General features: G+C 70.0%; 15 protein-coding genes. 8 read left to right on the top strand and 7 right to left on the bottom strand.

From position 1 onward, the window contains the following. Positions 1 to 360, bottom strand: a complete 360-nt coding sequence (locus tag ASE56_RS14325; protein ID WP_056231057.1) for a hypothetical protein — start codon at positions 358 to 360, stop codon at positions 1 to 3. Between the two features lie 10 nt (positions 361 to 370). Further along, positions 371 to 949, bottom strand: a complete 579-nt coding sequence (locus ASE56_RS14320) for a gamma carbonic anhydrase family protein (RefSeq protein WP_056231054.1) — start codon at positions 947 to 949, stop codon at positions 371 to 373. A 159-nt stretch (positions 950 to 1,108) separates the two neighbouring features. Here ASE56_RS14320 and ASE56_RS14315 point away from each other — a divergent pair, with 159 nt between their 5' ends. The 5 genes from ASE56_RS14315 to ASE56_RS14295 all read left to right on the top strand — a co-directional run bounded on the left by ASE56_RS14315 (position 1,109) and on the right by ASE56_RS14295 (position 4,526). Continuing rightward, positions 1,109 to 1,702: an alternate-type signal peptide domain-containing protein gene (locus ASE56_RS14315; RefSeq protein WP_056231050.1), complete on the top strand. Its 594-nt coding sequence runs from the start codon at positions 1,109 to 1,111 to the stop codon at positions 1,700 to 1,702. A gap of 10 nt (positions 1,703 to 1,712) precedes the next feature. Beyond that, entirely contained in the window at positions 1,713 to 2,234 is a 522-nt protein-coding gene (locus ASE56_RS17255) for a hypothetical protein (RefSeq protein ID WP_056231048.1), read from the top strand. Beyond that, the gene (locus ASE56_RS17250; RefSeq protein WP_056231045.1) at positions 2,231 to 2,722 is read left to right on the top strand and encodes a hypothetical protein; all 492 of its coding nucleotides are present in this window, start codon (positions 2,231 to 2,233) and stop codon (positions 2,720 to 2,722) included. Before ASE56_RS17255 ends, ASE56_RS17250 begins: the two co-directional genes overlap by 4 nt. A gap of 74 nt (positions 2,723 to 2,796) precedes the next feature. Then, positions 2,797 to 3,930: a signal peptidase I gene (locus tag ASE56_RS17245; RefSeq protein ID WP_056231042.1), complete on the top strand. Its 1,134-nt coding sequence runs from the start codon at positions 2,797 to 2,799 to the stop codon at positions 3,928 to 3,930. Positions 3,931 to 4,040: 110 nt separating this feature from the next. Next, positions 4,041 to 4,526: a Dps family protein gene (locus ASE56_RS14295; RefSeq protein ID WP_056231037.1), complete on the top strand. Its 486-nt coding sequence runs from the start codon at positions 4,041 to 4,043 to the stop codon at positions 4,524 to 4,526. 167 nt (positions 4,527 to 4,693) lie between these two features. On the opposite strand, the gene ASE56_RS14290 is transcribed toward ASE56_RS14295, so the two are convergent. The 5 genes from ASE56_RS14290 to ASE56_RS14270 form a co-directional block, all read right to left on the bottom strand. Further along, positions 4,694 to 6,187 carry an amidohydrolase gene (locus tag ASE56_RS14290; RefSeq protein ID WP_056231034.1) on the bottom strand — a complete coding sequence of 498 codons (1,494 nt, stop codon included), beginning with the start codon at positions 6,185 to 6,187 and terminating at the stop codon, positions 4,694 to 4,696. After that, positions 6,184 to 6,810, bottom strand: coding sequence for an FMN-binding negative transcriptional regulator (locus ASE56_RS14285; RefSeq protein WP_200914206.1), 627 nt, complete (start codon positions 6,808 to 6,810; stop codon positions 6,184 to 6,186). The genes ASE56_RS14290 and ASE56_RS14285 overlap by 4 nt, the downstream gene beginning before the upstream one ends. A 97-nt stretch (positions 6,811 to 6,907) precedes the next feature. After that, a complete protein-coding gene (locus tag ASE56_RS14280; protein ID WP_056231030.1) occupies positions 6,908 to 7,900 on the bottom strand; it encodes an Fpg/Nei family DNA glycosylase in 993 nt (330 codons plus the stop codon). Beyond that, complete coding sequence (locus ASE56_RS14275) at positions 7,900 to 8,442, bottom strand: ribose-5-phosphate isomerase (RefSeq protein WP_056231025.1); 543 nt, start codon at positions 8,440 to 8,442, stop codon at positions 7,900 to 7,902. Before ASE56_RS14275 ends, ASE56_RS14280 begins: the two co-directional genes overlap by 1 nt. An 89-nt stretch (positions 8,443 to 8,531) precedes the next feature. After that, complete coding sequence (locus ASE56_RS14270; RefSeq protein ID WP_056232326.1) at positions 8,532 to 9,719, bottom strand: ferrochelatase; 1,188 nt, start codon at positions 9,717 to 9,719, stop codon at positions 8,532 to 8,534. A 126-nt stretch (positions 9,720 to 9,845) separates the two neighbouring features. Between ASE56_RS14270 and pepN the strand changes: the two genes are divergently transcribed. The 3 genes from pepN to ASE56_RS14255 all read left to right on the top strand — a co-directional run bounded on the left by pepN (position 9,846) and on the right by ASE56_RS14255 (position 14,237). Beyond that, the gene (gene pepN, locus ASE56_RS14265) at positions 9,846 to 12,395 is read left to right on the top strand and encodes an aminopeptidase N (protein ID WP_056231021.1); all 2,550 of its coding nucleotides are present in this window, start codon (positions 9,846 to 9,848) and stop codon (positions 12,393 to 12,395) included. A 130-nt stretch (positions 12,396 to 12,525) separates the two neighbouring features. Continuing rightward, a complete protein-coding gene (locus ASE56_RS14260) occupies positions 12,526 to 13,437 on the top strand; it encodes an ABC transporter ATP-binding protein (protein WP_056231016.1) in 912 nt (303 codons plus the stop codon). Next, a complete protein-coding gene (locus ASE56_RS14255; RefSeq protein ID WP_056231014.1) occupies positions 13,434 to 14,237 on the top strand; it encodes an ABC transporter permease subunit in 804 nt (267 codons plus the stop codon). Before ASE56_RS14260 ends, ASE56_RS14255 begins: the two co-directional genes overlap by 4 nt. Positions 14,238 to 14,274: the final 37 nt, after the last annotated feature.

The raw sequence follows: 14,274 nt of genomic DNA, 5'->3' as shown, positions 1-14,274 counted from the left end.
TCAGCGCTCGAGCTCCCTCGTGAACGATTCCGGCAGGACCACGTTCTCGCCCGCTCCCGCGAAGAAGCCCGCGACCTGCGCGGGTCGGTAACCGGCGATGCCGCAGCCCACCTCGGTCACGAGGAAGCGCAGCTCGGCATGCTCCGCGGCGAAGGCCACGAATCGCCGCGCCTGCTCCTCGAAGACGTCGAGTCCCGACATCGTGTCGATCCCGTACGACTGCCCCTGCAGGCCTTCGCTCTGACCCCAGATCGCGCCGAAGCGGTCCATCGCGAACTGCGCCGCTCCCCCGCCGTGCGCCCCCGACGAGTTCGAGCCGAAGACGAAGATCTCACTCGGGGCGAGCGATGTGATGTGCATGCGCGCGAGGTTACGCGCCGGAACTGTCGCCGTCCGCCGGGGTTGCGGCATCCTGAATCCGCCTCGCCGAGCCGTGGCGCTCGACGTGCGCGAGATACGTCTGCGCGTTGCGGAGGATCTTCGCCCGTTCCTCCGGCGTGAGCGCGCGCCGCACCTTCGCGGGGACGCCCGCAACCAGCGATCCCTCGGGAATGACGGTGCCCTCGAGCACGACAGCTCCCCCGGCGATCAGACACCCGGGACCGATCTCGACGCCCGACAGGACGACGCTGCCCATACCGATCAACGAGCCGTCACCGATCGTGCAGCCGTGCACGACGGCGTTGTGCCCCACCGAGACGTCGGTACCGATGGTGACCGGGCGCCCGGCGTCGACGTGCACGGACACGTTGTCCTGCAGATTGCTGCGCGCGCCCAGGACGATGCGCGCACTGTCACCGCGGACGACGGCGTTGTACCAGACGCTGGCCTGTTCGCCGAGCGTGACATCGCCGATGATGCGCGCACCGGACGCCACGAACGCGGTGTCGTCCAGGCTCGGAGCGGCTCCGCTGAGGGCGAGAACAGAGGCATCGGGGGCGATCGGCATGAGCCCGAGGCTAGCCCTACCGAGGAGCTACCGAGAAGCGCGAGAGCACTACCGAGGGTGGGCGAACACCGTAGCTCCGGCCCGCGGATCAGTAGCGGCGATCCTGATCACGGCTCATAGTTTCGGTCCCACCACAGCCGCATCGCCCTTGGAGACCTCATGTCGCAGTCGACCGAACCCGTTACCCGCACCCGCACCGCCCGCCCGGCCCGACGACACCGCCGCACCAAGGCGATCCTCGCGATCGCGGCCGGCACCGCCCTGCTTCTCGGCGGGGGCGGCACCTACGCGTTCTGGACCACGCAGACCGCGTTGACCGCGGGGACCGTAGGTTCCGGAAACCTCGCCCTGTCGCTCGGCACGGGCTCGTGGAGCCTGAAGGGCGTCCTCGGGCAGGCGACGTCGGTGTCGAACCTCACCAACGTCAAGATCGTCCCGGGCGACGTACTCACGCTCACGCAGCCGGTCACCGTCACCCTCGTCGGCGACACCCTCGCCGCCGACCTCGCGGTCACCCAGGGCGCCAGCTTCGTCACCGGTCCCGCAGCCCCCTACGTGAAGGTCGCGGTGAACATCACCGGACTGGGAGCGCAGACGGGGACCAACACCTATCGCGTGACTCCCGCCACGGCCGGAACCCTGACGGCCACCGTCACGGTCACCTTCGATTCGACGACGCCCAACCTCGTGGGCGTGAACACGCCCGTGGACCTCAACCAGCTCGCGTTCTCGCTGACCCAGGCCTCCAGCTGAGGGACTGACAATGCACCGTCGCGACGATCGCGTTCCACGGCGCGTCCGGTGGACCGCGGTCCTCGTCGCAGCGCTCGTGCTGGGCCCCGGCACCGTGGCGGCACACGCCGTCTGGTCGGACCGCCGCCCGCTCACCGCTGGGGTGACCTCGACCGGCTCGCTCGGAGCCGCGGCGAGCTGGACGGGAAGCTGGAGTGCGTGGAAACCGCTCCTACCGGGGCGCTCCAGCGACACCGCAGCCCTGCGCGTGAGCGCGACCGGGTCGGGTGACACGTTGCGCTGGCGAGTGAACGCTGCGGCGTCGGTGTCGGCAGCGCTCGCGCCGTACGTCTCGACACAGGTGTTCGTCGGGGCTTGCGGGACGGGAACGCCCCTGCCCGCGGGTGGGTACGCCCCAGCCGGCGGATACGCGCTCGGAGCGTCGGTCGACCTGTGCCTGCGCGTCACTCTCGACCCGAGCGCTCCGTCCACGACCCAGGCGATCGCTCTCACCCCGCAGATCACCATCACCGTCGATCAGGCGACATCGTGAGCCGTCGTCGTGCGGTCGTCGCCGTAGCCGCCGCCCTGGCCCTGGCGCTCACCGTGCCCACCGCCGCCGCGGCCGCGTGGCGTGCGTCCACCTCCGCGCCGGCGTTCTCGCTCAGCACGTCCGCACTCGCGGCGCCCGTCACGACGTGCACGTCGAAGCCGGCGGTACTCGGCTTGTCGTCGTACGCGCAGATCTCGTGGTCCCCGATCACCGACGCGACGTCGTACACCGTGACCGCCACGAACTCCGCGAACGGCGCCGCCCAGGTGGTCGCGACGGGCGTGACCGCCACGACGATCGACATCACCGGCTCGGTGCTGACATCGCTCCTGGCGTCGGTGGTGAGGGCGCTGCTCGACGGCGGCACTGTCGTGATCACCGTCACCGCCGTCACCCAGAAGTGGACGTCACCGCCCAGCAACGAACAGCCGGTCGTCCTCTCCAGCCTGGTCGGCGGACTGCTCGGGGGCGTCAAGTGTCAGAACTGATCGAGCATCCCCGCACTCCCGGCTCCACCACTCCGCCGCCGGAACGGCCGGGGTGGGCTCGGACGCGCGCCATCGTGGGCAGCATCGTTCTCGTCGCGGTGTCGCTTTTCGGCTTGATCACCGTGGTGATCCCTCTGCTCCTCGGCGCGCAGACGTACACCGTCCTGACCGCGAGCATGCAGCCGGGCATGCCACCGGGGACGTTGATCGCGGTCCGCCCGTCCTCGATAGACGACGTCTCGGTCGGAGATGTCGTGACCTATCAACTGCGCTCGGGCGAGCCCGCCGTGGTCACGCACCGCGTCGTGGGTACGACCAGCAGCACCGGTGGCGCGCGGCTGCTGATCACGCGAGGGGACGCCAACGACGCCGACGATCCCCCGGTGCAGAGCGAGCAACTTCGCGGAACGGTGGTCTTCGCGGTGCCGTATCTCGGGTATCCCGGGATCGTCTTCGGAGGACAGGAGCGCGGGATCGTCATCGCGGCGGTCGGCGTCGCGGTCGTCGGCTACGGCCTGGTCCTGCTCATCTTCGATCTCGTCCGTTCGCATCGCCACCGGAGAACGACGACGGCGTGCGCTTTGATCCTCGTCACGGCATCCGCTCCCCTGCTGACGCCGACTCCCGCATCGGCTTCGTCCAGCCAGTTGCTCGTGAGCGACGATGGGGCGCGCTTCGTCTCGGACGGAGCGGTGCGCCTGTTCGACCAGCCGGACCGCATCGTCCCTGGTGGCACGCTCACCTCCACCCTGTGGATCCGAAACGCGAGTCCCGATCCGGCACGGGCGGGCCTGCGCCTCGATACCGCCCCCGTCGGCTCGGACCCGGGCGACACCTCGTTCGCGCGCTCGCTCACCCTGGTCGTGGCCTCGAGCCCGGTGCCGCAGGGGGACCAGTGGGTGAGCTCGGTGATCGCGCCGGGTGACACGCTGCGCATCGACCTCGGAGTGAGGATGGATGCCGACTCCGGCAACATCTCGCGTAACGCTGACGCCGTCGTGACTCCCGTCGTCCGGCTCACGGACGCGACGGCGAGCGCCCCTCCGACCGGAGAACCCGGTCCGTCCCTCGCGGATCCGGCCCAGACCGGAGGATCCCTCGCGTGGACCGGCATCCGCTCCACGCCCTGGGGAATGCTCGTCGCCGGAGCCGCCGCGGTAGTGACCCTCGGTCTCGCCGTGGGGCTGAGACGCGATCAAGGAAGGTGAGGATTGCCTATTCACCAGGGATTTAGCCGAGCCTCATCTTGCTTGCGGAATGCCGCCACGTGAGTAGCGTTGCATCCATCGAGACTTCGAACGTCGCCTAAGGAGCACACATGAGCACCGTCCAGACCCCCGCCGCCACCACCGTCGACCCGACGATGGCCGCCGGCACCGCCCAGTTCCTCTCCCCCGTCGTCATCGGCCTCGAGGCGCTCGTCGTCAACGGCAAACAGGCGCACTGGCACGTCCGCGGCGCCAACTTCATCGGCGTGCACGAGCTGCTCGACTCGGTCGTCGCTCACGCGCAGGAGTGGGCCGACCTGGCCGCCGAGCGCATCGTCGCCCTGGGTCTTCCCATCGACTCGCGCCTGTCGACCGTCGCCGCGAAGGCGAAGGCCACCGAGGTCCCGGCCGGTTTCGCGCAGTCCGATGTCGTCATCCGCGCCGTGATCGCCGACATCGACGCGGTGCTCGTCGACATCGAAGCCGCCATCGAGGGTCTCGACGAGATCGACATGTCGAGCCAGGACGTGGCGATCGAGATCAAGCGCGGCCTCGACAAGGACCGTTGGTTCCTGTTCGCGCACCTCGCCGCGTAAGACGTTCCTCGAAGGGGGCGGTGCTTCGGCACCGCCCCCTTCGTCGTTCCGGCACGTCTCCCGCTCCCCCGCCCCTCCACCGCGCGCGTGAGGGGTCACTTCCTGTCGCCAGGAGACGCGCCCAGCGACAGAAAGTGACCCCTCACGCGGAAAAGAACGATCGTGCGTCAGGCGCCGTGCGTGACGCGACCCGCGAGCAGCGTCGCCCGCACGGGCATCGCGCGCAGTCCACGCTCGTCGGCGATCAGCGGGTCGGCCCCGACGATGACGAGATCGGCGAGGGCGCCCGGTGAGATCTCGGCGGGTGCGGTCGATCCCCCCGCCGTCGAGGCGGCGATCGCCGTGTCGATGTCGACCCGCTGGTGCGGCTGCCACGCGTCGCGTCCGTCGCGCGTGCGGAACACCGCCGACGCCATCGCGGCCCACGGGTCGAGGGGTGCGACGGGCGCGTCGGAACCGAAGCGGAGGTTCGCGCCGCTGTCGGCCAGGGCCCGCAGCGGGTAGGGCTGGGCGGATTGCTCGGCCCAGATGGCATCCGTCATGTCCCGATCGTCGAGCGCGTGCTCGGGCTGCACGCTCGCGGCGACCCTCAGACGGGCGAAGCGCGGAATGTCGGCGTGAGCGACGAGCTGCGCGTGTTCGATGGTGCCCACCGCGCCGGTGAGGGCGTACGCGTCGAGCGCGTGGGCGTTCGCGACGTCGCCGATGGCGTGGATCGCGCACTCGAGTCCAGCCGCCGTGGCCCGCGTCATCAGGTCGACGAGCTCCTCCGGCGGGACGGTCAGCAATCCGTGGTTGCCGGTGTCGCCCGGATAGTGGTGGGCGCACGCCGCGGTGCGGGTGCCCAGCGAGCCGTCGGTGATCGCCTTGAGCGGCCCGACCCGCACGAGACCGTTCGACGATCCCCTCACGGGGTCGCCCGTGCGAAGACCCTCGGCGATGGCCCGATCCAGGTCCTGCGGGTACGTGCCGTACGAGATGCGCAGCGTGTCGAATCCGCGCGCCGCTCGCCGCTGCCAGGGTTCGTCGTTCCAGGTCATGTCGAGGTCGACGAGACCCACGACCCCGCGAGCCGCGGCCGCGCGGGCCATGCGCTCCACGGCGGCGTCGGCGACGTCGGCCTCGACGGCGTTCACACGGCGCGAGATCTCGAACGCGTCCTCTTCGACGAGCATCCCGGATGCCACGGGCTCGAAGCCCTCGCGTCGGAAAGCCGCCGTGTTCATCCACACGCTGTGGACGTCGGCGTTGATCAGGTACGTCGGCACGCCCCCGGTGGAGGCATCCAACAACTCCAGGCTCGGCTCGTCGGACCAGAGCCCGTCACGGAATCCGGAACCGACGCGGCGGCCGTCGGACTCGGGGGCGAGCGCCATGATCGTCGCGGCGTCGCGCGCGCTCGCCACCTCGCCGAGGGGCACACGATCCGCCGCGAGGGCCCACTGGAGCACGTGCACGTGGTGGTCCCAGAGCCCGGGGAGAAGCCACCCGCCCTCCCCCTCGAGGACGGCGCCGGTGGGCCGCAGGTTGCCCGTCGGCGCGATATCGGCGATCCGTCCGTCGGAGATGACGATGTCGACGGGCTCGGACGTCGGGAGGAATTCGCGTCCGGGTCCGGCGACACGCACCGCGCGGAGGAACCCGACGTTCTCGCCGATCACGGGCGGACCCGCGCGTCGGCGGCGCGACGCATCTCAGCGGAGAGCTCGTGGCGCCCCTCGGCGGTCAGACCGTCGATGATCGTCTCGACGACCTCCGCGGGACGGTTCTGGCTGAGCTTGCGCTTCGCCGTCACCCGCGTCGGCGTGAGGCGGAACCCCATGGTTCCGCGCTCGAGCCTTTCGACGAAGGCGGCGTCGTTGGGCACCGCGTACAGCCCTCTCGCGTCGTCACCATCACCCTCGAAACGCTCCACCAGGCGCTCGAGGACCCGCAGGTTCTCCTCCGGAGAGAGGAGTTCCGGGATGCCGCTGAGGTGCGCCGACACGAAGTTCCACGTCGGCACGGCAGGGACGTCCCCGTACCACCGCGGAGTGATGTAGCCGTGGGGGCCCTGGACGACGACGAGGAGCTCCCGGTCGCCGAGACCGAGGATCGCGTCGTCGGGCTTGCCGACATGGCCCACGATCGTCAGGTCGTCCCGGGTGTCGTCGAGCATGACCGCGTAGTGCGAGGCAACGAGGCCGTCGTCGGTCTGACTGACGAGGGTGACCCAGGGGTTGAGGTCAATGAGACGACGGATCTCACCGACATCGGTCATCGCGAAGCTCGGATTCTGACGCACCGGATCAGCCTAGAACGCGGCGCCGGGCGGCTCGAACAGGCTCAGCCGCCTCCCGCCCCGGTCCCTGAGTCCGTCGCAGAGCCCGGAACCCGCTCGCTCACGCCTGGCACTTCGGACACCAGTACAGCTTGCGTCCGGCGGCTTCTTCCATGACGATCGCGGTTCCGCACACGCGGCAGGGCAGTCCTTCGCGGTGGTAGACCCAGTGCCGGTCGGCGCGGCGCGCCATCGCGCGGCGGTAGGCGGCGGGGTCGAGCCCGTCCATCGTCATCATCTGACCGGTCTCGACGCCGATCGGCAGCAGCGTCGCCCAGTCGCGCCAGATGCCCCGCACGACCTCTTCGGGCACGTCGCGACCCGGCGTGTGGGGGTTCTGCCGCGCGCGGAACAGCAGCTCGGCGCGGTACACGTTGCCGATGCCGCTCACGACGGCCTGGTCCATCAGCAGCAGGCCGATGGGCGTGGGCTTCTTGCGCACCGTGGCGGTGAAGCGCTCCTCGCCCTCGGGGAAGTCGTCAACGAGAGGGTCGGGCCCGAGCTTCGCGATGGTCGCCTGCACCTCGTCGGGGGTCTGCAGCACGCAGGCGGTGGGCCCGCGCAGGTCGGCGCACGTGGTGTCGGTGAGCAGGCGCAGGCGCACCTGGCCGACCACCGGCGGGGGCCACTCGTTCTGCTCCTCGAGGCCCGTCGTCTGCTCCGACATGCGCACGCGCGTGCGACGTGGTGCGCCGATGGAGGTCAAGGAGTTCTCGCCCGCTGCATCCAGGATCGGCTCGTCGTCGACGACCGTGCCGCGCTGATTCGTCTGGCCCATGCGGCCGTTGGCCGAGGCGATGGTCGCATCGACGACCACCTCGCCCGAGAAGTCCCAGGCGCCGTACATGCCGAGGTGCACGCGCAGCCAGACGTCTCCGTCGAAGCGGAGGAACATCTGCTTCGCCACGGCCCGCACCTCGAGCGCCTCGCGGCCGTCGATGACCGAGGCGCCCTCGGCGAAACGCCCCTGGGGGCTGGATGCCGAGACCGTGCGTCCCACGATGTTGCGGTCGAACTGCCGCGCGATGCGGTGGACGGAATGCCCTTCGGGCATCAGCCTGCCTCAGGGTCGAACGAGTCGCTCGCGTCGGTCATGGTGTTCGGCTTCTGGCCGGCGCGCGGGTCGGGCAGCAGCACCCCGTCCTGCTCGAAGGCGGCGAGCTGCCCGATGCGACGGGCGTGGCGCTCCTCACCCGAGAAGGGCGTCGCGATGAAGCGGTCGATGAACGACGCGGCCTCGTCGAAGGTGTGCTGTCGCGCACCGATCGAGATGACGTTGGCGTCGTTGTGCTCGCGGGCGAGCTCAGCCGTGGAGATGTTCCACACGAGCGCCGCGCGCACGCCGAGCACCTTGTTCGCGGCGATCTGCTCGCCGTTGCCCGAGCCGCCGAACACGACACCGAGGGCCTCGACGCCCGCGGCCTGGTCGCGCACGACCGCCTGCGCGGCGCGGATGCAGAAGGCCGGGTAGTCGTCGAGGGCGTCGTACTCGACCGGGCCGTGGTCGACGACCTCGTGCCCCTGAGCGGCGAGGTGGTGCTGGATCTGGGTGGAGAACTCGAGACCGGCGTGATCGGTGCCGATGTGGATGCGCATGCGGCAAGTCTATTGAGCGGCTCCGGCATCGCGGGCGGACATGACGACGCCGCCCGCTCCGGGTGAGGAACGGGCGGCGTACGAGGTCGTCAGGGACGCAGACCTGCGGCGACCGGCTTGAAACCGGCGCGGATGTTCTCGCAGCACCCCGGCCGGCACACGTCGTACCAGGGGCCCAGGTCGGTCAGGTGCGGGCGCTCCGCCTTCGGCGTGCCCTTGAGCCGCTCCTCGACCAGGTCGATCAGACCCGAGACGTACGCAGGATCGATGCCCGGCGTCGGCGTGCGCACCGCGCGAATGCCCGCCTCTTCAGCGGCCTCCATGGCCTCGGTGTCGAGGTCCCAGAGCACCTCCATGTGGTCGCTGACGAAACCAAGGGGCACGATGACGACCGCCTCGGCGCCGCGGCCGGGAAGCTCCGCGATCACATCGTTGACGTCGGGCTCGAGCCAGGGCTGCGTGGGCGGGCCCGAACGCGACTGGTAGACGAGCTCCCACTCGACGTCGGCGACGGCGGCGGCGACCTCGGCCATGACGAAGGCGGCGACGGCCTTGTGCTGCGCCTCGTAGGCACCGCCCTCTCCGAACTCGACGTCGCGAGGGCCGGAACGCTCCGCGTCGGCGCTCGGAATCGAGTGCGTGGAGAAGAGCACGCGGATCTTCTCGGGCGCGATCCCGTCGGCGACGTAGGCCGAGACGGCATCCGTCACGCCCCGGACGAAGGTGCTCACGAAGCCCGGGTGGTCGAAGAACTGACGGACCTTGTCGATCGTCACCGTCTCACCGAGACCGGTCGCCTCAAGCACACGGGCGTAGTCTTCGCGGTACTGACGGCAGCTCGAGAACGAGCTGTAGGCGCTCGTCGCGATCGCGAGGAGGGTCGTGTCGCCCGCCTCGGCCGCCTCGGTGACGGCCTCTTCGAGATACGGCGACCAGTTGCGATTGCCCCAGTACACGGGCAGACCCAGTCCGCGCTTGGCGATCTCGGCCTCGAGGGCGGCCTTCAGCTCGCGATTGTGCTGATTGATCGGGCTGACGCCGCCGAAGTGACGGTAGTGGTGGGCGACCTCTTCGAGTCGCTCATCGGGGATGCCGCGCCCACGCGTCACGTTGCGCAGGAACGGGATGACGTCGTCCTGACCCTCGGGCCCGCCGAAGCCGGCGAGGAGGATGCCGTCGTACGCCACCGGCGTCTCGACCCACTTGGGTCCGCACGCCGCAGCGGGCGACGCGTAGAGGACGGTCTCAGGGCTGGTGTCCGTGTCGGTCGTGCTCACGATCACATCCTCGCACTCCCGCGCGAGGCGCGGACGCGAGATATCTCGCTACTAGGCTTATACGGTTGTCACCGACGTCAACCGCGTCACCTGCGACAAACCACCCAGATCCCCGGGAGAACGCCAGTGCCAGGAGAGAACCTCACCCGCATCGAAGCGCAGGAGCGTCGCGCGATCGTCGACACGCACTCCTACGACGTGCAGCTCGACCTCACGCGCGGAGACGAGGTCTTCGCCTCGCGCACCGTCGTGACCTTCGCCGCCACCGAGGGCGCGTCGACCTTCATCGACCTGATCGCGCGCACCGTGCACGCAATCACCCTCAACGGCCGCTCGCTCGACCCCGCCGCCGTCTTCGCCGACTCGCGCATCGCGCTCGATGACCTCGCGGCCGAGAACGAGCTCGTCGTCGAGGCCGACTGCGAATACACCAACACCGGCGAGGGCCTGCACCGCTTCGTCGACCCCGTCGACGGCGAGGTCTACCTCTACTCGCAGTTCGAGGTGCCCGACTCGCGCCGCATGTACACGGTGTTCGAGCAGCCCGATCTCAAGGCCGCCTTCACCTTCTCGGTCACCGCCCCCGCGCGCTGGAAGGTCGTCTCCAACTCCCCCACGCCCGAGCCGGTCGCCGTCTCGGACGACACCGCCCGCTGGGACTTCCCCGCCACCCCGCGCATCTCGTCGTACATCACCGCTCTCGTCGCGGGTCCCTACGAGGCGACCTACAGCGAGCTCACGAGCGCCGACGGACGCGTCATCCCCCTCGGCGTCTTCGCTCGGAAGAGCCTGTGGCAGTACCTCGACGCCGACTACGTCTTCGAGAAGACCCGTCAGGGCTTCGCGTACTTCGAGGAGAAGTTCGGCTTCCCCTATCCGTTCGCCAAGTACGACCAGCTCTTCGTGCCCGAATTCAACGCCGGCGCGATGGAGAACGCGGGTGCGGTCACCTTCACCGAGACCTACGTCTTCCGCAGCAAGGTGACGGATGCCGTGAAGGAACGTCGCGTCGTGACGATCCTCCACGAGCTCGCGCACATGTGGTTCGGCGACCTCGTCACCATGAAGTGGTGGAACGACCTCTGGCTGAACGAGTCGTTCGCCGAGTGGGCCTCCACGATCGCCACCGCCGAGGCCACCGAGTGGGAGGCCGCCTGGACGACCTTCAACGCGATGGAGAAGACCTGGGCGTACCGCCAGGACCAGCTCCCCTCGACCCACCCGGTCGTCGCCGAGATCAACGACCTCGAAGACGTGCAGGTGAACTTCGACGGCATCACCTACGCCAAGGGCGGCTCCGTGCTGAAGCAGCTCGCCGCGTGGGTGGGTATCGAGCAGTTCTTCGCGGGTGTGGCCGCGTACTTCCAGAAGCACCAGTGGTCGAACACCGAGGTCGGCGACCTGCTCGTCGAGCTCGAGGCCACCAGCGGTCGCGACCTGGGCGACTGGGCCAAGAAGTGGCTCGAGACGGCGGGTGTCAACACGCTCACCCCGCTCATCGAAGAGGGAGCGGACGGCACGATCACGCGTTTCGCCATCGTGCAGACCGCCCCGGCCGACTACCCCACCATCCGCCCGCACCGACTGGGCGTGGGCTTCTACTCGGTGACCGAGTCGGGCTCGCTCGAGCGCGTCCACCGCGTCGAGATCGACGTCGACGGCGACCGCACCGAGGTCGCCGAGCTCCGTGGCATCCGTCGTCCCGACCTCGTGCTGCTCAACGACGATGACCTCGCTTACGCGAAGATCCGTCTCGACGAGCGCTCGCTGGCCACCGCGATCGCGCACCTGAAGGACATCTCCGACCCGCTCGCGCGTTCGCTCGTGTGGGGTGCGGCGTGGGATCAGACGCGGGATGCCGAGGCCTCGGCCACCGATTACCTCGACCTCGTCCTGCAGAACATCGGCTCCGAGACCGAGTCGACCACGGTGCGCACGACGCTGGGCCAGCTGCAGCTCGCCGCGAACTCGTACGTCGCCCCCGAGACCCGTGACGCGGCGCGCGAGCGCGTGGCCGACGGCCTGTGGGAGCTGGCGCAGAAGGCCGAGGCCGGCAGCGACAGCCAGTTGCAGTTCGTGACGGCGTTCGCCTCGGCGGCCTCCACCCCGGCTCACGCCGAGACGGTCCGTGCGCTCCGCGACGGCGACACCACACTCGAGGGCCTCGAGATCGACACCGACCTGTCGTGGCAGCTGCTGGTCTCGCTCGCCTCCGCGGGCGTAGTCACGGCGGCCGACATCGACGAGGCGCGCGCCGCGGACAACACGGCGAAGGGCGGGGAGTTCGCGGCCATGGCCAAGGCGTCGCTCCCCTCGCATGCGGCGAAGCAGGAGGCGTGGGACTCGCTCATCGAGCGCGCCGACGCGCCGAACACGATCGTTCGGTCGACGGCCTCGGGCTTCACGAACCCGACGACGGTCGACGTGCTCGCCGACTTCGTCGAGCCGTACTTCGCGATGCTGCTGCCCATCTGGGAGTCGCGCAGCTACCAGATCGCGCAGTACCTGATCGTGGGCCTGTACCCCGCCGCCCTGGCGAACAAGGCGCTGCGCGATGCGACGCGTCAGTGGCTGTCGCAGAACGCCGACGCCGCCCCCGCGCTTCGTCGCCTCGTCGGAGAGAACCTCGCCGGCGTCGAGCGCGCGCTGGCGGTCCAGGAGCGTGACGCCCAGTAGTCCGCGTCTGCGTCGGATGCCCTCTCCCCCTCGGGAGGGGGCATCCGTCGTTGCGGGGTCATCCTCCCGTCGCTCGCGATCATCCGGACGGAGGACGCGGCGACCGGGTCGCCGTCCCTAGCGTGGAGGCATGATCGTTGCAGACAACCTCACCAAGCGGTACGGCGACAAGACCGCCGTCGACGGCGTCTCGTTCACGGTGGCCCCCGGGCGGGTGACCGGCTTCCTCGGACCGAACGGTGCGGGGAAGTCCACCACGATGCGCATGATCGTCGGGCTCGACCGCCCCACCGCCGGCCGCGTGACCGTGGGCGGCCAGGACTACCGGCACCTCCGCTCTCCCCTCACCGAGGTCGGCGTCCTGCTCGACGCGAAGGCCATCCACACCGGCCGATCGGCGCGCAATCACCTTCGCGCCATGGCCGCGACGCACGGCATCGGGAACGCCCGCGTCGACGAGGTGATCGAGCTCACCGGCATCGGATCCGTGGCCGGCAAGCGCGCGGGCGGCTTCTCGCTCGGCATGGGTCAGCGCCTCGGCATCGCGGCCGCCCTGCTCGGCGACCCGCACACGCTGATCCTCGACGAACCCGTCAACGGCCTCGACCCCGAGGGCGTCCGCTGGGTGCGCCAGTTCGTGCGCCATCTCGCGGGCGAGGGTCGAACGGTCCTGCTGTCGAGCCACCTGATGAGCGAGATGTCGCAGACCGCCGATCACGTGATCGTGCTGGGGCGCGGGCGCGTGCTCGCCGACGCGGCCCTCCCCGACCTCGTCCGCACCTGGACCACGACCACCCTGCTCGTGCGCTCCCCCCGCCTCGGCGAACTCGTCACCGCCCTCGAGATCCCGGATGCCACCGTCTCGGCCGTCGAGCCGGGCGCGGCGCAGATCACCGGGATCACGGCCGAAACGGTCGGCGACATCGCCGCCGCCCGCGGCATCCCCCTCTACGAACTCAGCCCGCGCGTCGGCTCACTCGAGGACGCCTATCTCGCCCTGACCGACGACTCCGTCGAGTACAAGACCAAGGAGATCGCATGACCGCCCTCGCCGCCGCGCCCCGCCGGGCGACGCACCCGAACACCCCGCGCCTGAGCTTCGCGCACCTGCTGAAGAGCGAAGCGATCAAGATCCTCACGCTCCGCTCGACCTGGTGGTCGCTCGGGGTCACCGCCGCACTGTCGGTGGGGATCTCGCTGCTCATCGCGCTCGCCACGAGCGGCATGGGCGGGGGGATGGAGCCGACGAACGTCATCCTCGCGCCCACCCAGTTCACGATGCTCGTGGCCGGCATCCTCGGCGCGATCGTCGTGACCGGGGAGTACTCCACCGGAATGATCCGCTCGACGCTCACCGCGGAGCCCCGTCGCGGTGCCGTGCTGCTGGCGAAGGCGCTCGTCGTGGCCGTGACGATGATGGTGACCACCGTGATCATCTACGCCGTCGCCATCGCCGCCACCGCTCCCCTGCTGGGCGGCACGGGCATCGACTGGGCGACGCCCGCCGACTCGATCGTGCCCCTCGCCCTCGGCGTGCTCTCGATGGCCTGCTTCACCCTCATGGGCGTCGGCTTCGGTTTCGTCCTGCGCAGCGGCGCCGGTGCGATCGCCGTCACGGTGGGAGTGCTCTTCGTGCTGCCCATCATGCTGAGCCTGTTCTCGATCGCCGGCCCCGACTGGATGTGGGTCGTCGAGGCGGGCACGTACCTTCCGGTCAGCGCGGCCGGCAGCCTCACCCGGGCCGGAGCGACCGACCTGGTGGAGCCCGCGCTCACGATGGCCGGGTGGGTGATCGGTCCCCTTCTGCTCGGGTGGATCGCGCTCCGCTCGCGCGACGCCTGATCCGATCCCCGATGGATGCCTCGACGCTCAGCCGGCG

This window comes from Microbacterium sp. Leaf203, from assembly GCF_001421275.1.
Classification (GTDB): domain Bacteria; phylum Actinomycetota; class Actinomycetes; order Actinomycetales; family Microbacteriaceae; genus Microbacterium; species Microbacterium testaceum_A.
This window is presented reverse-complemented; position numbering and strand designations above follow the sequence as displayed.